This window comes from Paenibacillus sp. PL2-23 (genome assembly GCF_040834005.1).
Lineage (GTDB): Bacteria > Bacillota > Bacilli > Paenibacillales > Paenibacillaceae > Pristimantibacillus.
In genome coordinates, this window is sequence record NZ_CP162129.1 from 4,414,723 (window position 1) to 4,435,475 (window position 20,753).

At 49.9% G+C, this 20,753-nt stretch carries 23 protein-coding genes; 1 reads left to right on the forward strand and 22 read right to left on the reverse strand.

Annotated features, from left to right (window positions below; genetic code table 11):
- Positions 1-3: 3 nt before the first annotated feature.
- The 17 genes from AB1S56_RS19580 to AB1S56_RS19660 form a co-directional block, all read right to left on the reverse strand.
- Positions 4-822 (reverse strand): phage tail domain-containing protein, encoded by an 819-nt coding sequence (locus AB1S56_RS19580; protein ID WP_340869053.1) that lies wholly within the window; start codon positions 820-822, stop codon positions 4-6.
- Positions 815-4,537: a phage tail tape measure protein gene (locus tag AB1S56_RS19585; RefSeq protein WP_340869051.1), complete on the reverse strand. Its 3,723-nt coding sequence runs from the start codon at positions 4,535-4,537 to the stop codon at positions 815-817. Before AB1S56_RS19585 ends, AB1S56_RS19580 begins: the two co-directional genes overlap by 8 nt.
- A gap of 375 nt (positions 4,538-4,912) precedes the next feature.
- On the reverse strand, positions 4,913-5,320 hold the full coding sequence (locus tag AB1S56_RS19590; protein ID WP_340869050.1) for a hypothetical protein: 408 nt from the start codon (positions 5,318-5,320) through the stop codon (positions 4,913-4,915).
- Between the two features lie 58 nt (positions 5,321-5,378).
- Entirely contained in the window at positions 5,379-5,930 is a 552-nt protein-coding gene (locus tag AB1S56_RS19595) for a hypothetical protein (protein ID WP_340869049.1), read from the reverse strand.
- Complete coding sequence (locus AB1S56_RS19600) at positions 5,931-6,338, reverse strand: minor capsid protein (protein WP_340869048.1); 408 nt, start codon at positions 6,336-6,338, stop codon at positions 5,931-5,933.
- Positions 6,339-6,341: 3 nt separating this feature from the next.
- Positions 6,342-6,791, reverse strand: a complete 450-nt coding sequence (locus AB1S56_RS19605; RefSeq protein WP_340869047.1) for an HK97 gp10 family phage protein — start codon at positions 6,789-6,791, stop codon at positions 6,342-6,344.
- The gene (locus AB1S56_RS19610; protein ID WP_340869046.1) at positions 6,769-7,101 is read right to left on the reverse strand and encodes a hypothetical protein; all 333 of its coding nucleotides are present in this window, start codon (positions 7,099-7,101) and stop codon (positions 6,769-6,771) included. The genes AB1S56_RS19605 and AB1S56_RS19610 overlap by 23 nt, the downstream gene beginning before the upstream one ends.
- Complete coding sequence (locus AB1S56_RS19615; RefSeq protein ID WP_340869045.1) at positions 7,098-7,484, reverse strand: hypothetical protein; 387 nt, start codon at positions 7,482-7,484, stop codon at positions 7,098-7,100. The genes AB1S56_RS19610 and AB1S56_RS19615 overlap by 4 nt, the downstream gene beginning before the upstream one ends.
- Positions 7,462-7,815 carry a hypothetical protein gene (locus tag AB1S56_RS19620; RefSeq protein WP_340869044.1) on the reverse strand — a complete coding sequence of 118 codons (354 nt, stop codon included), beginning with the start codon at positions 7,813-7,815 and terminating at the stop codon, positions 7,462-7,464. Before AB1S56_RS19620 ends, AB1S56_RS19615 begins: the two co-directional genes overlap by 23 nt.
- 46 nt (positions 7,816-7,861) lie before the next feature.
- Positions 7,862-8,929, reverse strand: a complete 1,068-nt coding sequence (locus AB1S56_RS19625; protein WP_367903473.1) for a major capsid protein — start codon at positions 8,927-8,929, stop codon at positions 7,862-7,864.
- A gap of 46 nt (positions 8,930-8,975) precedes the next feature.
- On the reverse strand, positions 8,976-9,353 hold the full coding sequence (locus AB1S56_RS19630; RefSeq protein WP_340869041.1) for a head decoration protein: 378 nt from the start codon (positions 9,351-9,353) through the stop codon (positions 8,976-8,978).
- A gap of 15 nt (positions 9,354-9,368) precedes the next feature.
- The gene (locus AB1S56_RS19635; protein ID WP_340869039.1) at positions 9,369-10,082 is read right to left on the reverse strand and encodes a scaffolding protein; all 714 of its coding nucleotides are present in this window, start codon (positions 10,080-10,082) and stop codon (positions 9,369-9,371) included.
- A 384-nt stretch (positions 10,083-10,466) separates the two neighbouring features.
- The gene (locus tag AB1S56_RS19640; protein ID WP_340869037.1) at positions 10,467-10,802 is read right to left on the reverse strand and encodes a hypothetical protein; all 336 of its coding nucleotides are present in this window, start codon (positions 10,800-10,802) and stop codon (positions 10,467-10,469) included.
- Positions 10,792-12,258, reverse strand: coding sequence for a phage minor capsid protein (locus AB1S56_RS19645; RefSeq protein WP_340869036.1), 1,467 nt, complete (start codon positions 12,256-12,258; stop codon positions 10,792-10,794). Before AB1S56_RS19645 ends, AB1S56_RS19640 begins: the two co-directional genes overlap by 11 nt.
- A gap of 1 nt (position 12,259) precedes the next feature.
- Positions 12,260-13,690 (reverse strand): hypothetical protein, encoded by a 1,431-nt coding sequence (locus AB1S56_RS19650; RefSeq protein WP_340869035.1) that lies wholly within the window; start codon positions 13,688-13,690, stop codon positions 12,260-12,262.
- Positions 13,691-13,766: 76 nt separating this feature from the next.
- A complete protein-coding gene (locus tag AB1S56_RS19655) occupies positions 13,767-15,029 on the reverse strand; it encodes a PBSX family phage terminase large subunit (protein WP_340869034.1) in 1,263 nt (420 codons plus the stop codon).
- The gene (locus AB1S56_RS19660) at positions 15,026-15,889 is read right to left on the reverse strand and encodes a phage terminase small subunit-related protein (RefSeq protein ID WP_340869032.1); all 864 of its coding nucleotides are present in this window, start codon (positions 15,887-15,889) and stop codon (positions 15,026-15,028) included. Before AB1S56_RS19660 ends, AB1S56_RS19655 begins: the two co-directional genes overlap by 4 nt.
- Positions 15,890-15,968: 79 nt before the next feature.
- On the opposite strand from AB1S56_RS19660, the gene AB1S56_RS19665 reads away from it, so the two are divergent.
- Entirely contained in the window at positions 15,969-16,400 is a 432-nt protein-coding gene (locus tag AB1S56_RS19665) for a hypothetical protein (RefSeq protein ID WP_340869031.1), read from the forward strand.
- A gap of 2 nt (positions 16,401-16,402) precedes the next feature.
- On the opposite strand, the gene AB1S56_RS19670 is transcribed toward AB1S56_RS19665, so the two are convergent.
- The 5 genes from AB1S56_RS19670 to AB1S56_RS19690 form a co-directional block, all read right to left on the reverse strand.
- Positions 16,403-16,627, reverse strand: coding sequence for a hypothetical protein (locus AB1S56_RS19670; protein ID WP_340869030.1), 225 nt, complete (start codon positions 16,625-16,627; stop codon positions 16,403-16,405).
- A gap of 132 nt (positions 16,628-16,759) precedes the next feature.
- Positions 16,760-18,052, reverse strand: a complete 1,293-nt coding sequence (locus AB1S56_RS19675; RefSeq protein ID WP_340869028.1) for a site-specific DNA-methyltransferase — start codon at positions 18,050-18,052, stop codon at positions 16,760-16,762.
- A 55-nt stretch (positions 18,053-18,107) separates the two neighbouring features.
- On the reverse strand, positions 18,108-18,512 hold the full coding sequence (locus AB1S56_RS19680; RefSeq protein WP_340869027.1) for a hypothetical protein: 405 nt from the start codon (positions 18,510-18,512) through the stop codon (positions 18,108-18,110).
- A gap of 111 nt (positions 18,513-18,623) precedes the next feature.
- Positions 18,624-18,905 carry a hypothetical protein gene (locus AB1S56_RS19685; protein WP_340869025.1) on the reverse strand — a complete coding sequence of 94 codons (282 nt, stop codon included), beginning with the start codon at positions 18,903-18,905 and terminating at the stop codon, positions 18,624-18,626.
- 731 nt (positions 18,906-19,636) lie between these two features.
- Positions 19,637-20,629, reverse strand: a complete 993-nt coding sequence (locus AB1S56_RS19690) for a DUF6731 family protein (RefSeq protein WP_340869024.1) — start codon at positions 20,627-20,629, stop codon at positions 19,637-19,639.
- Positions 20,630-20,753: the final 124 nt, after the last annotated feature.

A 20,753-nucleotide genomic window follows, 5' to 3' on the forward strand; every position in this document is an offset into this window, starting at 1 on the left:
TTCTTAGTAGAGGTATGTGTGACGGAAAATAAAAGAGACCGTCATGTTGAGCCCGGCCCCGGATATAGATATGTTGTTGTCACCTTCGACAAGGCGAGGGAAGGTACCGTTCACACCACTCAACGCGCTGGAGCCATTCTTTTGGATTGTCTGCTCGAGAGGCGCGCAATTAATCTCCAGCACGTCACCAGCAACCATATTCAAATTAAGCGTCAGCGTCTCGCCGGTCGTCGTGTTGGATACCGTGATGTTTGATCCTGCGCCGACAAGGCGAATGACTGGATATGTCTCGTGCGTACCGGCGTGGTAGAGCGTCCGCAGCGTAGGAGACGTGGTAACAGAGAAAGCCGGCGGCGTTTCGTACCTCAGTCCCATTCCATAGGAGTATCCCAGGCCGTACTCCAACTGCGTCATACTATCGGTTACGCTCTCACTGAACGGAAAGAACGCCTTAAACGGTAGCGTGAATTCACCTAGAGACGCGATCTTATCAATCGGGATCCGACCGTTATATTTGCACATCCAACGCTTGCCCGTCATCCGATCGAGGATGAGTGGTCTCACACCAGCTCGGGCATTGAACACCTTAGCCATCTGCTGCAGTGCGATCTGATAAGAAGCCTCGTCTTCAGTGATCAGCGATACCTCAAGCTCGATTAGCCGCGGGCCGTAGCGTGTCTCCACGTCTACAGTGCCGTCAAGCCCCTCCAGTTCTTCCTCCGTTTGGATCGTCTCCGGAAGCAAGGGAATATTCGCCCTGGTTAGCAACAAGCCGAGAGATGCAAAAGAGACACCGCCAAAAGTAGCCCCGCCGTTATCCATCCGCTCTCTCTCCCCTCGCTATCATCTGTCTCACAAGATGCTCCTGCTCACGGTAATAGCTCTCAATATCTGTGTCGTCCTCCAGATGCACATCGCCGCTATTTTCGATGAACGGTCCGTAATAATTATGCATTACGGTGCGTCCAGTGGACTGTCCAGATGCTGCAGCAACGAGACTATCTACCTGCTCCGGCGTCATCACCGTCTCTCCTCGCCGAAGAATCGCATTTATCTCATCAGGCATCAGCATCTCCGGAGATCGGAAATTCATTTCTCCCGCGACCCCGCCTACATGATAGATTGGCACTCCGTTTTTATACCAGCGTCCCTCTGCGCTGTTGTAATTCGCTCCCATGCTCGAACCAATTGCTTTATTTGCTTCTGAAAGCTGCTTCTTGCCGGCAGCGTCTGCTGAATGCCAGGCGGCACTATTGGCTTGCATCTGAGCGATTTTAGAAGCATCAATACCAGAAGAGCCTCCGCCGCCACTTGAAGGCGGAACGGCAATAGATGATTGATACGAGGAGAGCATCTGCTGCAGCGCGGCCATCTCTTGTTTGATCAATTCGTTTGTTTGTCTAAATGACTTCAATCGCTCATCATCGGCCAACTTGTACAAGGAAGTAAGGTCACCGGTCAGATCCTCTGTAGCCGTACGCAACTCATCATAGAACGTCTCGATGTCTTGCTTTTGGCGATCGAGCGCAGCAAGCTCTTGCTCTCGCGACTTGTCCAGATTGCGCTTCTGCTGCTCGACATCCATTTGCCGAAGCTTTTCTTGCAGCTCCAGAAAAGTCTTCTGCCCACGCTCGGATGTCGCGAATCGGTATTTCTCCATTTCGGCGACGAGCTCGTTTCGCTCTTTCAATCGTTCCGAATCGTCAATAGCTTCCGCTTGATCATCGTAAAAAGCTTCAATCGCCTTCCTTCGATCATCAAGAGCAGCCAGCTCTGCCCGCTTGGCCTTGTCGATCGCATCAAGTGCGGACTTGACCGCCTCCTTCGTCAGTGTCTCTTGCTCTCGCGCAGCCTCCTGCTGAGCCTTCTCCGTCTTCCGAATCAGCTCAACGCGGAGATTATACAGTTGGGTGTCCGCCTGCTTATAGTAATCGTTGTCCTTAGCGTACCGACTACGGACGCGAGTCCAGGCCTCCAACTTCATTTTGGAGATTACCTCCTCCGACTCGCCAGCTAGCACCATCCGGCGCTCCTCCTGCAGGATCCAATTCGACGAGTGTTCAAAACGTTCCCGCGCAGCCTGTTCCGTTTTCTTAGTTTCCTCTTCCCGGCGTTTCTCCTCGTCAGCGCCCATCTGTTTCTTAAGCTGGTGGATCCTGACTTCGAGTTCCATTCGGATGTCAGCGTTGTGCTGATACTTCTTCCGGAGCCGCTCGAGTGAATCGACTTCCTGCTGTTCGGTTAGGAAATCCATGTTCCGCTTGTACTCCAGTAGTTTCAAAGATTCCTGTAGAGCCTCGCGCTCGAGCTCGGCTTTTGTTTTAAGCTTAGTTCCGCTCTTCTTTTCCTCTTCTACTATTGGCAAACCATTCGAACCTTTGCCTCGATTATTGATATCAGAACCAGCGATTGCGCCTTCAATCTGTGCAATTGCCAGTGCATAAGCATCTGATGATTCCCGCGCCAACTCCGCTTCTTCATCAGCAAGCCGAGCCGACGTCCGGGCGGCCATACGAGCAGCTGGAGGCAAATTGTCAGGCGCTTTCTGCGCTTTCTTAGTAAACTCGTCCAGACTAGCGATGCGAGCGTCAATGATTGCTTTTTCAGCCTTCGCATTCTCAAGCATCACTTTTAAGTCGGCGGCAAGCAACTCAGCTTTCCTGCCATAGTATCGTTCTTCGGCGCCAATAGCATTGTCCAGGACCAGTATTCCATCCTCGTGGATTCTGTGAGAATCATCAATGTACTTATTGAGCTGAGGATATTCCTTCGCAAGTTTATTGACGACATCCTTCAACTCAGCAGACCTTTCAGCGCTTAATTTTTCAGCCGATGAGAGTTCATCATATTTCTCTCGAAGCTCCTTAGTGGCCTTGATTTTGGCGACTTTCGTCTGTAGTTCAGTACGCTCGGAACGGTTAAGCTCGAGCAATGCCGGAATGGATTGGCTGACAGCACTCGTCATGTCCTTAACCGCTTGCTCGGCTTCTTCCGCCGAGTAACCCATGCCTTTCAACTCTTTGTCTAACGACTTTATTGCGTCAGCTAAATCAAAAATGGCATGTGTGTTCTCAATGCTACCGCGTCCTTGTTCGGCGTCTTTCATGCGCTGTTCATACTCACGCATGATCGCATTACGCTTATTAAGGATTTCGTTCAGAGACTCAATCTTTGATTGCATCTCCTTTACTTCGGAGGCGTTACGGCTCAAAGGTGATTTTTCCAGAAGCTCATTGAAATTCTCTTGGGAAGTAGCCGCGGCGTCTGCAGCGGCGGCGTATGCTGTCACTCCAACTGTAAGAGCGCTAATCCCTAAAATAACCCACCCTATTGGGCCCATAACCGCATTAAGTGCCACGAAAGCTGCTATCAACGCACCAACAACTGCAGTGAGAGCAAGCACAGCCGCAACGGCAGCGATGAGTCCTGCGACCATTTCATTATTTTCTGATGTCCAAGTCGTGAATCCCTTAATCATTGGAGTCAGTAACTCCAAGATTCGCTCCAGAGCCGGAATGAACGCCTCGCCCAGTTCCACCCGTGCCTCCTGCAGCGTCGATTGGAAAGAAGCTTGCGTACCAGTAAAGCCGGTCATGGTATCGTCCGCATTGCCAGCGAAGATTGCCCCTTCCTCGAGCATGCCGTTAAATGCTGCCTGCACCTTTTGTGCTTCGGTCAGTTTAGCCGCCGTAGTCCCAATCGACTTGGCGTATCGGTCTTGCATCACGGAAAGGTTGGTCGTAATGCCTGCAGCATCAGTCAAGTTAGAGTTTCCAGACTTAACTCCCTCAGCTACTTGCTTGATCGCTTCTCCCCAAGATAGATGAGACTGCCGGTTGTATGCAGCAGCATCCGTTGTGGCTGTAATGATGCGTTCTGTCTCCTCGAGCGAAAGGTTCATCGTCAAGTACGTCTTAACGGTGTCTGCTAACAGAGCCTTGTTCAGCCCCCAGCGATCCGCAAGCTTGTCCGCCAATTCAACTGAAGCCTCCGTATCCACATTGAACTTGTTGGCCACAACCGACAGCCCCCGGTAGGAGCTCGCTAATTGATTTGCCTCGTTGGACAACGTCTGTACAGTGCTGACCAACTTAGCCAGCGCCGCGCCCGCACCCAGGCCCGCGATGCCTGCGGCAAGCGCCTGAACGCCTTGACCGGCTTTTCCGGCGGCATTGTCTGTGTCCTTTAAGCCCTCGTTCACTTTGTCAATGTCAGGGCGCCTGGCGCCCAATTGCTTCAATTCCTCTTCTAACTGCCCGACGCGGGTGTCAGCAGTTTGCGCCTGTTGAGACATTTCGGCCAAGGCTTGTTCCAAGGCCTCGATCTGCTTCTGCTCCGCTCCCATCTTCTGCAGTTCTGCAACGACGGCGGCGAAGCCCTGCTCCATCTTAGCAGGATCAATCTTCTTCAATTGCTGCTCGATCGCTTTCAAGTGGTTCGTATTGGCAGCAATCTTTGCCACAGCAGCATTCATTCCGTCAAACGACTTTGAGGTTCGTTTCCCTTCTTCTCCAAGATCCACGATACCCTTCTTCACGGCTTGGACTTCCTGCTTCATTTGTGCCGATTCAGCGGTAAGTCGGGCGCGGAGCTCACCAATTTGTACGGCCATATTCTCACCTGCCCATCATACGCGCACGGAGCGCTTCATATTGTTCCTGTGCCGATTTCGGCTGTGCCTGCGGCGGCTTCGGTAGCCGATCACGATGGCGCTGAAGGATCGCCTCCCGCGCTTGTGAGTCAGTCATGTGCGGGAATACGGAAACCTCAATGTTCTCGAGCACTTCCTTCGCACGCAGCTCCCCGCTCAACTCCAGCAACTGCGGTAAATCGATCCAGGAATATTCGTGCTCGATCTCGTACTGCGTTTTGCCGAGAGCGCTGCTGCAGCGCAGGACGAACTCATCCCAAGTTATCCTTTGGCATGTTCCATCCGCGCCAGAATGCTCTGTACGAACTGCTGCGCCATCGGCGGAATCAGGCCGCTTACGTTTCCCAGCGCTGTGTTGATGTCATTCTTCTCCCAAGTGAGCCGCAGGAATTCAGTACACTCAACCAAACTTGCTTGCTCGTCCAGGTACTCTATAGGCAAGTCACTCAGCAGGGAGGTTAACTCATAAATTTCATCTATGGTAACGTCAGCGGCCGCCACGATGAAGACCGCCCGATCACTTTCAGGGGTCAGGAAAAGCTTCACAAGATACTCACCTATGGTTCCAATGTGTTCGGTCAGCTTCTTCAGGCGCGCGCGGGTCAACTTTGGGATTTCGATTTGCTTACGGCCGAGCTGAACACGGTCTTTCTTCAAAAACGGAAACATGAATATTCCCCCTTATAAATTAAATAAAAAGGGAGCCGAAGCCCCCTACTATCAATCATTATGCTGTTGCCGTAATATCTCCCCAGGTGTAGAGCAGTCCCTTCGGTGTGGCTGCAAGACTTGGGTAAGCGATAGCCGAGATCGTCAGCCTGCGATTGTTGTCGAGTACATAAGCAGCATTCATGTCAAACTTGACACCAACCGATTCGATGTAAATGTATCGATCTGGATCTGTTACACCTTGTGGCATGATGACTGCGCGTTTGCGCGGAAGCTCTTTACCCGCTAGACCCGTCACTTGATACTTCACCTTCGTGGGTGTCGTCCCATCTACAATCTTTAAAGCATTCGGATTGTACCTAAGGACTTTTTCGAAATCCATATCCGGTGTTTCAAAGTTTATGGCACCAGTCGTTCCAGTTGCGATCGATTTCACTGGTGCAGTACCGGTCTGGTCCGTTGTTGGCTCGAAGTAAGTCGTTGTTGTTGTAAACGTAATGCCGCCTTGGGTCAAATCGATGGTTACCGCATCCACCTCCTCTTCACCATCCTCATCGATACCCCAAATAAAGATACCCGGTCCGGCATAAATTTTTTCTACATCACTCATTCATCCTGCTCCTCTCACTTGAAATACAAAATTGGTCGAATACATGGGCCTATCGTTATCGTCGAGTCCTAGCGGGATCGGATTGGATTGCACCGCCTGGCTCGACCAGATGTAGGCTGTACCAGCTGTGTAATTATTCTTCCTGTGCAAGAAATCGATCAGTCGCTTAGCCTGGGCTTCAGCTACCGCTTTGTGAGCCGGGTAAGTCTTATAAGACTTGCCTTTGACAATGACCTGAAACGTCGGGCTTTCCCGCGGGATGTAATCATGCGGCGAAAAGCCACCCGTGCTGAACACAAAAAACGCGGGTAGCTTTTCATCCGGAATATCAGCAGGTATGAAGCCCTCGTCTGGGAAAGTGTTAAAGCCCGAAAAGGCCAGAAAGCTAATCAAGTCCTCCGACAGCATGCTTCATCCCTCCAGTGCCTTCAATAATTCTTCAATTATCAGCTTCTCGTTCATCTTCAAAGCACGCTCAAGAAACTTCTTGCCAGGTCGTTCACCATTGTACGAACCCTTACTAGTCGTTTTTTCGCCTGGTTCAAAAACAACAAGCGTCCCTTTAGAGGTAACTCGGAAACCCTCGTGTTGCACAACGGCATAATGATCGACCTCAGGACTGGTTCCGACGTCTACATACATACGACCAATCATTTGCACTACTTCTCCAACAACCAGAGCAGCCTCGAGGTCTCCTTCATCAAGTGGAGCCAGTCTCTTTGCATCATGGATAACTTTATGAGCAAGCTTCACAATTGCTACCTCAAGACTCCGATCCAACTTATCAGCAAAACGATCAAACTCACTGACCATGACCTCAATGCCTTCGAGATCGAAGCTAAAGCCTCTTCCCCTTGCCATATACGATCACCTTCTTCACTTCATCGGTTCCGAGAAACTTCCGAATCTCATAATGTGCGACATCGATACGAAGCTCGGAACCGAGTTGATCGGTGTACAGAAAGTAATCATTGAAACCGAGCGAAACTACTCCTTCGATATGAACAGCATAAGCAATCTGCACTTCCTCGCCGCGGGCATTCCGAATTAAGCGTTGCTCCTCAACGACCTTAGCAGACCTGGTCGATTCGGTCGGTTGCAATGGCCGGCCCCAGTCATCGATGGCGGAATGAAAGTGGCGAACTATCGCAGGGTAGCCAAACAAACTCATATAAGCGCACCACCATACTGCAGTGATGCTGCGCTTACACTATTCTGTTCAGCCAATTCGTCTGCAGTCAGGCCGAGCAGCTCTCGTACTTCTGGCGCGACATCAGGTCGAGCACCATCCTTGTAAGTAACTGACTCGCCGCTGTCACTTACCGTCTTAACGTTGTGCTTCTGATACTTGAGCGCTGGATCCAAGGCCTGCAGCTCCCAAACCGATTGATAAGCGACAACTGCGACTACAAGCTCGGTCTCCGGGTACCAGTGGGCCAGCTTGCGTTCCGCCTGCTTAACAGCGACAGATTGCTTCTGTTCCCCGGCACGAAGCCACGCCTCCGAGTCAAGCATGTTGTCGATAATCCAATCATTTACCGTCTGCCTGTCCATCTGTATCATCCTTCACGACGGCTTTACTTTTACCTTTTACGGCAGCAGCCTCAGCAGCTTTGCGATCCGCTTCTTCCTTCTCGGCCAGAGCTTTAGTATTGGCTTCCGCTGTGAGCTGCTGCTGTTCAAACTCCTGCAGGCGGATGAGCTCGGCACGCATAGCTTCTACCTCGGCGTTTATAGGCGGTACGTCTGGCGGCTCAGATTCGGAAGCTACTGCAGCATGAATACTAATCAGCCGCTGCGCCTCAACATCCGGTAGCTCTACAGCTTGACCTGGCTTCTGCCACTGGCCAGCTACTTTGACGACTGCTGTCAATTTCACAAACAATGCAATCATCTCCTTTCAACAGAATAGAGCGCCCGAGGGGCGCTCATTAAATGACTGTAGCCGACATTACGCTGTCGGCGTATGGAAATACAGGGAACGCCAAGTTGACGCCAACCGTACGCAAGCGCAGAGGATGCTTACTGACCAGATCGCGGAACACATAAATGCCCATGTCGCCAGTCAATTCGGCTTCGATTCCGTCTACCATGGATTCCGTCGTCTCTGCCCACAGATAGTTACCGAGCGGACCGTCAGGCAGCATTACAAACCGATCTTGCGGCGCCATTCGGACTGTCGTAAATGCGAGTTTCCCACCCGTCAGCGCATCGTTTTCAGTGCGCGCCTGCGTGTCGTAAGCTACAATACGAGGTAAGCTGAGCGAGTCCGTAACGGAGTCCAATTGAGCTTTAGTGAGTTGCGGCGGGTTTGCGCTGCCAGACGGGTCTCCATGATAGGCAAGCCGAACCGACTTGTTTTGAAGCAACAGCGAGATGATTTTTTGAGTCGTGAAGGCGCGAGTCAGGCGCACGCCGCGGTCCGCTTGGTATTGGAACCATGTTTGAATATCAGTAAGCGGCGTCGAATTTACAAGATCATCCCACTTGTCCGTTCCCGTGAGAATCGGCTTCTGATCGTTGACGTAACCATAGTCGACGCTGATCTTCACGTTGCCTTCGGCATAAGTAATAGCTCCGATTGCAACAGCCTGCATTGCAATCCATTCGCGGCGGGCACGGATGGCATCCACAGCATACTTGCCGTCATTGAGCTGCTCACGAACAATCGATGCAATTTCTTGACGCCGCAGTCCACCGCTCTGATTAGCCATCAGCAGCAGACGGATCAGCTTCTCGTCCATCCAGCGGCCACGCTGAATTTTCGGGATCTCAACTTGCGTGCCGGATACACCTTCTCGCGAACCGTATGCCGTCTCAGTGCCGAGCTCAGCGATTTGTGCCATGACAGGCAGACGGGATGATGCTTTGATAACATCCACCGTCAGTTCGTCCGTCTGCTCTGGTGGGAAAAGCACGCTTTGCCAGTAATCATTCGGCACAGTGACGTTGCTCGTATACGTCAACAATTCCTCGCCAGACAGCGCTTCTTCGAGCATTAACAATTCTTCATCCATTGGTAGTCATTCCTTTCTCGGTTGGGAATTAGGCAAATACAATGTGTGGCATTTTCCCGCGTAACGTGGCGTCAACAGTCACTGGAATTCGAGCCGAAATAACCTTCGCCACTTCATAGGCTCCGACAACATGATCGCCATCCTTGACGTTGATGGTACGTTTGAGGATGACTGTCGGGTTTTCACTGCCGTCCTCACCTGCAGCATCATAAGGCACGTATTTGCCAGAGGCGGTAAGCTTAGCCATCGGCATGCCTTTCTTAATGATTTTATTGCCTTCACTATCAGCATCCACGGCAGCCGCATCAATCGTGATGCCATTCGTTACTTCCCGAACAACATCAAGCGATGCGAGAATTTCATAGTCCGAGTCGACCTCGAACCGGTTTCTCGGTTGCAATCGCATGTAATTTCACTCTCCTTATCGTTTCCATGGGTCATTGCCTGCCGACACCGTCGTTCCAGCGCCTTGTGCCAACTTCTTCATTCGTTCTAGGCGGTCTTTTTTGTCGCTACCTCCACCGCCACCAGGCAAGTTTGCGCCAAAGGCGCCTGCACCCGGTTTTTGCTTTCCCAGGTGTGGCTTCTTCTTCAGAAGCTCTTCAAGCGCTTCTTTCACGCCGGTCAAATTGCCTTTGTCATCTTCCTTGACCTTAGACAGATTGGCCAAGGCATGCGCGTCTTCCCAATCGGCGAATCCGAGTTCACTCGCGAAAACCTTAACCTCGGCCGCAAGAAGGCGTTTGAACGTCTTATCGTTTTGCTCCTTCTCGCGTTCTTTCAGGCGTTCGTCCAGCAGCTTCTCAACGTCTGCGGGGTCGATTCCCTTGCTGTCGTCACCCTTGCCCTTGGAGCCACCTTCCGGCTTCTTCAACGCTGCCTGCATAGCTTCGACCGAGTCATAGCCCAGTTCTTTAGCCAGTGCCTTTTGCGCAGCCTTCTCGGCACGAGGCAAGCGTTGACCCATCATTGCATCTACTTCGGCCTGGGTAAATGTCTTCTCCCCGCCACCGGCGCCACCGCCGTTACCACCATCTCCGCCGTCTCCACCGGAGCCGCCAGAGCCTCCGCCATCCCCTGCGAAAAGCTGAAGATTCAAGCGGAGTCGATATTGCCTTGCTATTGTCTCGTACATATTGACCTCCTGTTTTAAGTCCGGGTGGACTATCCTCGAGTAGCCTTTTAACGTCATGCCACGGTTTGGACAAAAGAAAAAGCCGCTCGCTCGAGCGACCTACTCCTTTATTACTTGCATTACATCATCCTTGCCACACTCCAGTAGACCAAGGGCCTCAAGGCTCGGTACATCACTCCATACCGTTTGAATCGTGTCATCAGTCAGTTTCACAACAACTACAAGGGATTTGATTCGACCATCCTCAGCAGCCTGAACCAAACTCATGGTGCACGTTAGTGGAGTTACCTTGCCTTGTCGCAAAGCGCGTCGTTCTCGAACTTCGTCCACGGGAACCTCCTTTTCTCAAAACAAAAACGCCCCCGCATATCGTGCGAAGACGCTTCAATAAGTGTATGTCTTGCCTTCAAAATTCACCGTTCTTTCTTTCAAATTCACCTGCATACGGCCGGTTGCAATTCGTGGGAGATGCCACCACCACCGCTGCGGCGGATGCTCGGAGAAGATAACATCCGGACTGCCGTAGGAGGAAAGGAACGTCCTGACCTCGGCGGAACGGCGGAGCAATTGCTCATCCAATTTCTCTACTTTCTGGCGAACTGCCGGCTCTAACGATGCCGTGTAGAGTGCATCCCTGCTCAGTAGCGATAATTGTAGCTCCGGCAGGCTCAACAATTCGCCCGTAGCAACATCCTCGTAATCTTCAATTTCAATTTGCACCCTCTTCCACCTCCTTCACAGTTCCGAGATACGTATATCCTTTGTCTACAGTCAGGTAGTTCCGATAATTAACCGGGGCATCGTGCGGAAATGACGTTTCCAGCTTACCGTCCTGGCCAACAATAGCAACCCATTTCTGACCGTCGCCGTAAACGAAATAATCTTGTTCAAATCCCTCAAGATGATATCGATAGACCTGGCTCTGGGGGCTGCGTACAAGCTCGCTAATCTTACCCTCATAGCGTTCAAGTGTCCAGCCCGTGGGGATCTGCTTGCGTTTGATTCGTTTAGCAAGGTGTGATTCCGCCAAAACAGGATTTTTCCATTCCGGTCCATTTTGTAACATGCTATCTCTCACAATTATAGCATTTTTCCCATAGGAACGGATCGCTTCAGCGTTCTTTGGTAAAATTCTTCTCTTGTTAATTACGTTCGTCTTACGGTAAAGTTCCTGCAAATCGGCGTAAGCCTGTCCGCTCTTTGTCTTAATGCTGGCAAACTGCCGGAGATCAGGCGTATCGTTCGGCAGTACTGCCTTATATCGCATCCATTGCTTCCGAGTCTCGTTCTTCCTGGACTTGTCACGCTGCATCTCGTTGTATCGCCGAATATTCGCTTCTGTCCTGTTGTCGGTAAATGGTCGATTCGACGTCGTAATCATGCGCTCGACCTCGTCCACCGGCGCGTACTCCTCAATCCAAGCTGATATGGAATGAACACAGTGCGAATGGTACGGCGGTCGCAACTCGAGCTTCGGGAAGCGCGGATCGTTGCCGCTTATCGAATAAACACGCCCCTGGTACTTCGCACAAAACTCGCAGGTAATGCCGACAAAATTGACGTAGACCAGGTCGAGCCCGTTCTGAACAACCATCTTCTCGATTCCAGTGACGTGCGCCTTCCGCTGATGGTAATGCACAACTCCGGCCATGTACTTGTCCGCAGGAATCTGCGCTCCGTTCTTCGCTACAATGCCGGTGATGCCTCGGTTGTTGATGTCGGCGACAGCTTGTTTCGTCGCCTCACGGCGGCTCATCCCCTCAGTCAGCGATCGCTCGTTTGCAGTGCGAACTGCATTCTCGATGCGGCGTTTGGCGTCCCTGCTCATGTTGTCAGATGCCTCGAGGATGGAATAGAACGCATCGTCCATAATTGACTGCGCAGCTGGCTGATGGATAAGCGGTCTCAACGTATCGTCTATGGCTTCTCTGGCTACTCCTACAGCGGTGATCTGTTGTACTGCAGCAGCTGCTCCCGCTCGGTATTCGTCACCAATCAGAGCCGCTGTCTGCTGTCCGGCTTGCGCCGTCAGCTCCGCAATGATCTCCTCGATCTGCCGCAGGAGCATTTCTTTACGCAGCCGGCCGATACTGCTATCCTCGAGCGACTGCACCAACTCGCGAAGCCGTTCATCTGCACGGACGTATAACGCGACAATCTGTTCCAGCGTCACCATGCTACACCGTCACGCGGGGCGGCTGTGCAAATGTCGGGTTAAGAGTTCCCGCGGCTGCCTGCTCGTCTTGAATTTTCTTGATTTCGTCTTCAATCGCCTTTTCGGACCAGTCCGGATGGATGCGCCGAACGGTCGTCTCAAGTGATTGCACACCAGCGGCATACTTCTCCATCTCCTCACGATCACGCTCCGACTCGGCCCGCGGAAGCATATCTCCCCATTCAACGACCGGATCCTTCACTTCCAGGTTCTGTCCCCCGAGAACATTCTCAAGGATGATGCACTTCCGGATTGCCGCTTTCAGTGCTGCGTCGAATTTGCTTTGAACAGCTTCTGCCTTGATAACCGACTGGATCCAGAGGTACAACAGCGCAACGCCGGAATCCCCTTTTGCTTCCTCCAGCCCGGCAGCCTGCAGCGACGTCTTGCTGACGGCAAGCATGTATCGAATTAACCTGGTCACATGATCGAAGGAGTGCTGTGTCTTAGCGTCCCAAGTGATGTACATTGGCACGGCACCGTTTTTCTCATCGTAGCTGACTACTTCTAAATCGGCGTTCCGGACGAAGCGCTGGCCGTAATGCTTCTGATTCTGCCCGGCTACTGTGTCCCAGAGCGCCCGCGGTATAGCCAATTTCGGTTTGCCATGCTTCTCGAAGACGATTGAGTCCCGCGTGATCGTCCAATTGATCTCCTCCTGCAGCACATCTACGTTACGGAGTGCGGATCGGCCGCGCGGACTACCGAGCGTTTCCTCGTTTGGAACGCTGCCGCAGAGCAATTCGTTCACACCAACCAATTCGACATCCTCGGGGACATCCACGCCGTGCTCCTCGCCATAGGCTTGGGCATCGACCTTCTCATTGACCGTATCGCTCTCCATTTTAAAGGCGAGCTGCTGCACATGCAGTCCAGTATCTGTTAACATCTGGCGTTCGACTCGCAAAAATCGTTTCTTGCTGCCTTCTTCGCCCCATTCCTCAATCCAAGCTATATCCGCGCCTTGCTCATCATCATGGGGAAGAAAGCGGTCGGCAAACAGCCATTCAAACCATACACGGCCACGCTCATTCCGGCGCACTCGATAGGCGATGGCACCGTCTACCTGCTGCTGGCTTACAGCCATCCATATCTTCTCGTTAACCTTCGACGCCGAGACAACAGCAGATACGAATTCAAGCTCTGAGCCCTGCTCAATATCCGCTGACACGTTGCCCAACGCACGGTTAATAAGATCCGCCGGCACCTCTGCGACCAAGCAAGAGAAGTTGGCCACGATGTAAGGATGGTTAGTCTGAATTGTCTCGTGTTTCTGCTCCCATTCCCGCAGGCTCTTCCGGTGCCACTTCATACGCTTATCAGCCCCGACCGACTTGGCGCGGGGAAAGATATCGGCATGATCGCCATCGTAGAGTGCGCGATAATACAGCATTGATGCAGTCTCTTTGTCGAAGGGTGGCGGCGGGAACTTCTTCTTCAGATAATTGATCGTCATGCGCATCTCCTTTCTACCAGCCGTTCGGACGCTGGTTGCTGTATTGTAACTCCGGCCGACGCAGCGGCTCTGCTGCATACCGCAATGCAGCCATAGCATCATCCATAAAGTTGACTGGTTCATCCAGATACAAGCCCGTCTTCTTGTCCTTACGCCATGACCACTGTTGGATTTCTTTAATCGTATTGAAGCAGTCCGGATGGATGTGAATCTTTCGCTGTTTCAGATAATCGATCTGCGCTTGAACGCTGCCAGGCTCCTTGACGACAGCGTTCGCGTTATAGCCTGCGTTTTGCCACATCTGGATCCGGTCCGGCTCCGCCGAGTCACAATACATGGACAGGTACTTGCTTAAGTTTTTACGATCGGCTAGCTCAATGATCTGGCCTGTGTCCATCTCGTGCACGTAGATTTCGTTGCAAATAAAAAACTCACCATCTTTAACACCGATGGTGAGAATCGCATTCGCATGGTTGAAGCCGAAGTCTTGCCCGATATGCATTGTGTCGAACATCTCGAAAGATGTATCGAAATCGTGAATGATGAAGTTCTTGAAGATCAGGCCACCGAGTTCTCCCCATTCGCCGAGACCATACACGGCGTATCCATCCGGATCCTCAAGTCGGCGCCGCTCCATCCGGCGATAATAAGCCGGGTCGATGAATCTATTCGTTCGGTACGTCGAATGATGGGCCAAAACATCCGGGCTCTCGTAATCAAAGTACTTTCGTTTAATCCAGTGCTGGGCCGAGACCGGATTGAATGTGAACGTAATCTGATAATACAGATTCGGATTCAGCAGGATGCCGCGAAGCCGATCATCGAGAATGTCGACGTCAGATTCCTGCAGCTCAGTCGCTTCCTCCACCCATATCCAGACAAGCTTACCGTGATTAAAAGTAATTGACTTCAACTTTTCTCGATCGTCTGCATGATTGACGCCGCGGAAGATGACTTCATTGCCGGTTACTCGGCTCCGGATTGACAGCGGCGAGCGAAGCACTTCCCAGTACTCATCGGCGCGCGTTCCATATATTCGGTTGATGGCGCCGACTAACTCCGCGTAGGTACTGTTTCTGTTCGTCTCGTTGACCTTCCGGACACACAACAGGTTGGCCCCGGCGTACTTCGGATCACCGAGCTTCAGGATGTAATCCTGAGCGATATTAACCGACTTCCCGGAGCCGGCGCTGCCACGGAGTACGCGGTAACGACGTTTCGTCCGGTTGACACGACGGAAGTGGCTATTGAACTGTACTTTAACAGCCGTGCTCATGACTCTTCGCCCTCGTTACCGTCATCACCATAGTCGACAACGATGTGCAGCGGCTCTTTGACATTATTGACCCCGAGCTTCCGGGCTTCACCGCGAAGCTTATCAACTCGAGCTTGCTGCTCAGGGCTTGAGATCTCATACAGTAGCTTGATCGCCTTAAGCTTCTGAGCCTGAACGCGAGTCAATCCTTCTTCGGTCTGGAGAATGCGCTCGACGGCGGATATGGTCTTCTCCTCAATCTCCGCCACCACCAATTCGTCGCGCGTACTGACTACCGTCTTCGTCTTTCCAGTACGTTCATCGTGAACCGGAATTGCTTCCTTGATCGTCCGAAGCTGCTGCAGTTCCCTCCGTTGTGTTTCTGTCAGGCCTTCCGTCAGGTTCTTGATGCGATGTAGCATTCGGCGCTCTCGAATAGATAGTAAGGCAATCGATTCGGCAGCAAGCGCAGCCGGATCCTTGTCGATCTCCCCCAGCAACTCCTGCTCATCTTCATCCAGTGTGTCGAACCAAATAGACTCATGCTCGCCGGTCGTGACCGCCTTCTTATTGCCGTGCGGCCCGCCGGGTCCGCCACGGTTGCCCTTGGCGTTCTGGTTGCCTCGAGGAGCGCCGCCCTTGTTGCCAACTGCGTTCTTGTTACCCTTCGGCGCTCCCTTTCGTTTGGTAACGTTACTATTGGATTCATTGGTAACGTTACTATTGAGATCGGCGGCCCATTTGTCCTGGCTCTTCCACTTTCGTATCTGGGTTTCCCCAAGGCTGAGTACGGCGGCGATGTCCTTAAGCAGCATCTTGCCACCGCTGCCCAGCCACATTTGCTTGGCAATGTCTCTATTCGGGCTGCGCTCCTTTGCCATTTACATACCACCACCCCCAAATATTTAATTTTGCACTTTAACTGACCGATATATATAGATAAATCTAAGGAGGCAAAACATGATTTATTCCAAAATAGAATCTATTGAAAATTATCTAGACTCGATAAAAAGAAAAAAACCTGACCATATACATTTCGTGAGATCAAACCTAACATATATCATACAATGTGCAATTAGAAACGGAGAAGATGTTGAGCAAGAATTGAGGGATATTAGAATTCACTATCAAGGCCAACTACCACTATATAATGCCATAGCAAATTATACAGCTATATTAGCAATTTTAATTTCTCTGATAATAGCGTTATTTAGTGTCATTCCGTCATCAGATGAAAATCCCTCATTATTCATTTTTGCTATTTCACTAATCATACTCATATTAATATTTATACTTCTCAAAACTATCGGACGAGCAAATAAAAAATTATCATCATTTACTATAATCATACAAGTTATTGACGAGTTATTAGAAACTCAAACTTACAAATGAGTTCACAGTTCATCCTTCTGCAGCTCAATATCCAGCTCAATCAGCTTCCGCAGATCATCAACTGTCTGAACCTCTATCCGACCTTCCTGAAAGTCCTTGACCCAACGGGCGATGGCCGCCTTGATGATCTTGCGGTACTGCTCCTTGCTCTCCAATATGCCTTGCGCGACATCAAGCTCATGTTGCAGAAGTAAATCATCATTCGAACACTCGTTCGAGTTTTTCATTGCGAAACACCTCGGCATCCAGTATGATGGATATGAGATCGTGCTTCGTATTTCAACCGTGGCCACGGCTGTGCACGATCTCGGCCGGGGTGTTCCTGGTCGGGCTGGAGAGGCGTTAGCGCGCCTCTCCTTTTATTTTGCTTCAGCGCGCCGGATGAGTATTGGCTCGATGCCGGTCGCCGTCCTGAATCGTTCCTTCATCACGTCGCAGAAGACTGGATCCAGCTCCAGAAGCCGGCATTCCCGGTCCATTTGCTCGCTGGTCATTAGCGTGGATCCGGAACCGCCGAAGAAGTCGACGACGACATCGCCACGCTGACTGCTATTGCCGATGGGAATGGCCAGCAAAGGCAACGGCTTTTGTGTAGGATGAACGTATGCATTCACGTTGCCGCGTGAAACTTCCCACACCGTGGACGGCTCCGGCTCCTCGGCAGGCAATCCAGAACGCCATACCGTTGATTGCTTTCGATCGCCATACCACGCAGGCGACTTGCCTCTCATGTGAGCATAGAAGACGGGCTCATGCTGCCATCGGTACTGCGACCAGCCAAAGGAGGCTGCATTCTTCACCCATACGCATTGCGAACGAACTTCAATGCCGGCTGCCTCCATAGCATCCTCGAACTCTCGCTGGTATGAAGACGGATGGAAGACATAGATCGCCGCCGTCGGAACCATGATTCCAGCATACCGCTGAAAAACGGCATTAAGAAAGCCCGCGAAATCCTCCGCGGGCATGTTGTCGTTCAATATGGAGCTGCGGCCGTCGGCGGCCAGGCGCTCAGAATCGCTCTCGACGGCCACGTTGTACGGTGGATCCGTTACAACCAACGCCGCCATGGCGGCATCCATCAGCAGCGCAACATCTGCTTCATTCGTAGCATCGCCGCACACCAACCTGTGCCGGCCGAGCTGCCAAACATCGCCGCGGCGCGTCTCGGGCTCCTTGATCTGCTCGAGCGCCCTGCCGACATCGAAGTCATCCTCTACAACCGGATCGTCGATTTCAATGTTATGCGGCAACGTGGCGATCAGCTCGCCAATCTCCTCCGCTTCGAATCCGCTCAGTTCCAAATCGACGCCGCCGGCTTGCAACTCTTCGAGCAGCCTGGCCAACGCTTCCTCGTCCCAGCGACCAGAAACTTTGTTCAACGCTAGGTTGAGAAGCCGCTCCTGCTGTTCGTCCAGGTCGACGACGGAGACGGCCGCTTCCACATCACCGCGAGCGCGCAGTATCTTGTAGCGCTGATGGCCGCCGACCATGTTCCCGGTCCGCTCGTTCCAGATGATGGGCTCCACGTACCCAAAGGTTTCGATGCTGCGCCGAAGCTTTTCGTACTCCGGATCGCCGGGTTGCAGATCGACGCGGGGATTATAGGCGGCCGGTCTAATTCGAGATAACGGAATCGTAATGATGTGCATAACAATCATCCTTTTCTACTAAATTATAAATTAGCATCGGTTCACCACAATAATCCTATAATATTTTTTTGAAAAAATTGATCAATAAGAACGTTAAATAAACCAAAACCAGATTTGACAAGGAAACAGCTATGAGACAACCATATTTAATAGAATCGTCCTCATGAAAATTTAGCATTTGAATGATATTGCACAGTAAGATGAAGAGCATCAACGATACTACAATTCTATATAACTCTTTTTTTATTAGCCCATTTAGTGTTCCAATAGCAGCTGCCGCAATAATTATCGCACCAAAACATACTCCAATGCTGAGGTTTGTTGTAGTTAAATCTCGGAAAAACTCCTGATATATTTCATTTTCCGCGTTTTTTTGATTCATTAATACAAATACACTCACCGGCAATGCGCAATAAACAATGGCTACCACTCCAAAAAGAAATTCAGTTTTCTTCCTCAAAAAAACCTCTCCTTATATTTCGATGTATTTCCAGTATCCGACATGTCCTGACACTGGTCAAGTGAGTGAACGAAATAGAAAGGGCAAAATAAAAAGCACCTAAAGGTGCTCTCATAGATAGCCAGCTAGTGGCCCAGATCCTTTCAACTTTAAATCCCATGTTCCGTCTGAATTGTATATTTGAGAAGATACTAGTACATCCCCTGAATACCTAGTTCCATCTAAACCTCGTCCAACAAACTTAGTAGCATCCATAGCCACCTGCGATGATTTAGCGGAGCTAACAAGTACTTCCCATACTTTAAGGTATCCAGACTGGTAAACGTGAACAACCGCGGAAGATACATCAAGATCGTTCCCGTCAAGTAGAACTGTATTCATTTGAATATTCATTTCATCGACTTCCCTTATCCATACAATAAAGATATTCACTTTATGGGGTAATTAGGTCTCTCATACGGTGTCGCCTGTGGCTGTCCTCAACACTGTAGCCGGGAATCGGCTCCGCGAAATGGTGCCGCGAGTATTGCCGATAGGCGAGCTTCCTTTTTGGGTTGAGTTGGTTTTTTAAGAAAGTATTTATATTTTGATATTATCACATACGTCGATTTCTAACAGGAATATTGAAATTCTTAACTATGATATCTGTTATTAACTTAACTGAATAAAAGGATCCCAAAGTCATAAGCCAAAAGAAAGTAAAGTAAAAAGAAGCCCCTATAGAAGATAGTATAATGGATGGTGAATTAGGCAACATAGAAATTAATATCGAAAGCATCACGACAATTAGTCCGTACTGTATCTGCGTTCTTAAACTTGTAAATATCTTTTTTTGAAAAGTGGGAAAAACTTCTTTCAGTCTGGCGAACGCGGGACTCTCTTGCAATGTTATTAATAAGGTTAAAAAAACGCCGTTTACACCTATAACAATCGAAGAGAAAGTGATTAAATTACTCATAGCAAATCTGATATTCTTTAATATCCCAAAGTAATACAAAACTCCGGTTATAATACCTAAACAAAGACATAAAAGAATTTTGCGTGTCTCCCAGAGCTTCTCCATCTTTTCAATAGTGCCATCTCTTTTCTCAACATAACGACTTTTGAGTTTCTTCCACATCTCATCACTCCCCTAGAATTGGAATCATCACCCTTCTAACGTCTCCTCTTCTATCGTTATACATTTCTAGAAACGATTGAAACAAATATTCATGTCCAACAGTACTACGAGGCTCAACATCAACTGGTACTCGATCTGTCATCCTAGGTTCGATAAGGTTAATAGTCTCAACCTCTGACTCTTCATTATATAATGCAGTCACCTCAACTTGAGGAACTCGATCTCCGGGATTTAATCCAACAAACGGTGCCAAAGCTCCTCTAATTGCGTCATTATTCAAAGATGCTGTTCTTTCAGATCTCCCAAGAGAGATTGTGATATCGATATTAACACCAGAGGCTTCAAGCAACATATCCCTTGCCTCACATAATAAATTATCTTCACCCAAAGCTGCATCCAGCATAAAATCGGAACCTTTGATGCGAATCTTTTTATAATAATCTGCATCCAACACTCGTTGAATCTTAGCGCGATCAATTAAGGGGGCAAGTTTGACTATTAAAGGATTCTCTTCATTTCTTCCTATTTGATTTAGATACCTAAAACGTAATTCAGTTAGAACAAGCTCTACCTGTTTGACAGTCAGCCCATAAAAGTTTGATTGCATAATTAATGCGCCAAGACTGATATCATATACAATGCTATTGAATTCACCAATATACTCATCTTGATCTAGCAATATGCTCTCTTTAATCTCTCCCATCTTCTTTTTTGATGGGATGTTTGTTTCTCTTAATTTTGATAATTGAAAGTGATACAACCTTCTTGTTTGATCAAATATATATGCATCTTTTTCTATTTCAGAATACTCATCGCCGATACTTACATTTGTGTTAAAATGCTCTTTATGTGCATCCAAATAATTAATAAACTGTTCCATATCCCAGTTTTCAGCTGCATAAACCTCATAGTCTTCATCAATTTCAGCGCGTACATGTTGAGCAGCATCAACCAATTGTACTTCAAAATAATTGAATCTTATATACTTCCTTGCCATTAACCTCTCTCCTTTTCATGGAATGAGTCTATTGTCCCACATCATAAAATGGAAATCCATAGGAATATCCGTCGGATTATGTCGAAAGACCTAATACCGCCCCTTTCGGAGCGGCAACGGAGGA

Coding starts and splice junctions, on each gene's coding strand:
- AB1S56_RS19595 (WP_340869049.1), bottom strand. CDS start 5,930: ATGAGTGATGTAGAAAAAATTTATGCCGGACCGGGTATCTTTATTTGG.
- AB1S56_RS19670 (WP_340869030.1), bottom strand. CDS start 16,627: ATGAAAAACTCGAACGAGTGTTCGAATGATGATTTACTTCTGCAACAT.
- AB1S56_RS19580 (WP_340869053.1), bottom strand. CDS start 822: ATGGATAACGGCGGGGCTACTTTTGGCGGTGTCTCTTTTGCATCTCTC.
- AB1S56_RS19610 (WP_340869046.1), bottom strand. CDS start 7,101: ATGAGTTTGTTTGGCTACCCTGCGATAGTTCGCCACTTTCATTCCGCC.
- AB1S56_RS19645 (WP_340869036.1), bottom strand. CDS start 12,258: ATGGTGACGCTGGAACAGATTGTCGCGTTATACGTCCGTGCAGATGAA.
- AB1S56_RS19655 (WP_340869034.1), bottom strand. CDS start 15,029: ATGAGCACGGCTGTTAAAGTACAGTTCAATAGCCACTTCCGTCGTGTC.
- AB1S56_RS19685 (WP_340869025.1), bottom strand. CDS start 18,905: ATGAATATTCAAATGAATACAGTTCTACTTGACGGGAACGATCTTGAT.
- AB1S56_RS19690 (WP_340869024.1), bottom strand. CDS start 20,629: ATGGCAAGGAAGTATATAAGATTCAATTATTTTGAAGTACAATTGGTT.
- AB1S56_RS19650 (WP_340869035.1), bottom strand. CDS start 13,690: ATGCTGTATTATCGCGCACTCTACGATGGCGATCATGCCGATATCTTT.
- AB1S56_RS19590 (WP_340869050.1), bottom strand. CDS start 5,320: ATGTTTCCGTTTTTGAAGAAAGACCGTGTTCAGCTCGGCCGTAAGCAA.
- AB1S56_RS19660 (WP_340869032.1), bottom strand. CDS start 15,889: ATGGCAAAGGAGCGCAGCCCGAATAGAGACATTGCCAAGCAAATGTGG.
- AB1S56_RS19615 (WP_340869045.1), bottom strand. CDS start 7,484: ATGGACAGGCAGACGGTAAATGATTGGATTATCGACAACATGCTTGAC.
- AB1S56_RS19600 (WP_340869048.1), bottom strand. CDS start 6,338: ATGCTGTCGGAGGACTTGATTAGCTTTCTGGCCTTTTCGGGCTTTAAC.
- AB1S56_RS19625 (WP_367903473.1), bottom strand. CDS start 8,929: ATGCTCGAAGAAGCGCTGTCTGGCGAGGAATTGTTGACGTATACGAGC.
- AB1S56_RS19630 (WP_340869041.1), bottom strand. CDS start 9,353: ATGCGATTGCAACCGAGAAACCGGTTCGAGGTCGACTCGGACTATGAA.
- AB1S56_RS19605 (WP_340869047.1), bottom strand. CDS start 6,791: ATGGCAAGGGGAAGAGGCTTTAGCTTCGATCTCGAAGGCATTGAGGTC.
- AB1S56_RS19635 (WP_340869039.1), bottom strand. CDS start 10,082: ATGTACGAGACAATAGCAAGGCAATATCGACTCCGCTTGAATCTTCAG.
- AB1S56_RS19665 (WP_340869031.1), top strand. CDS start 15,969: ATGATTTATTCCAAAATAGAATCTATTGAAAATTATCTAGACTCGATA.
- AB1S56_RS19675 (WP_340869028.1), bottom strand. CDS start 18,052: ATGCACATCATTACGATTCCGTTATCTCGAATTAGACCGGCCGCCTAT.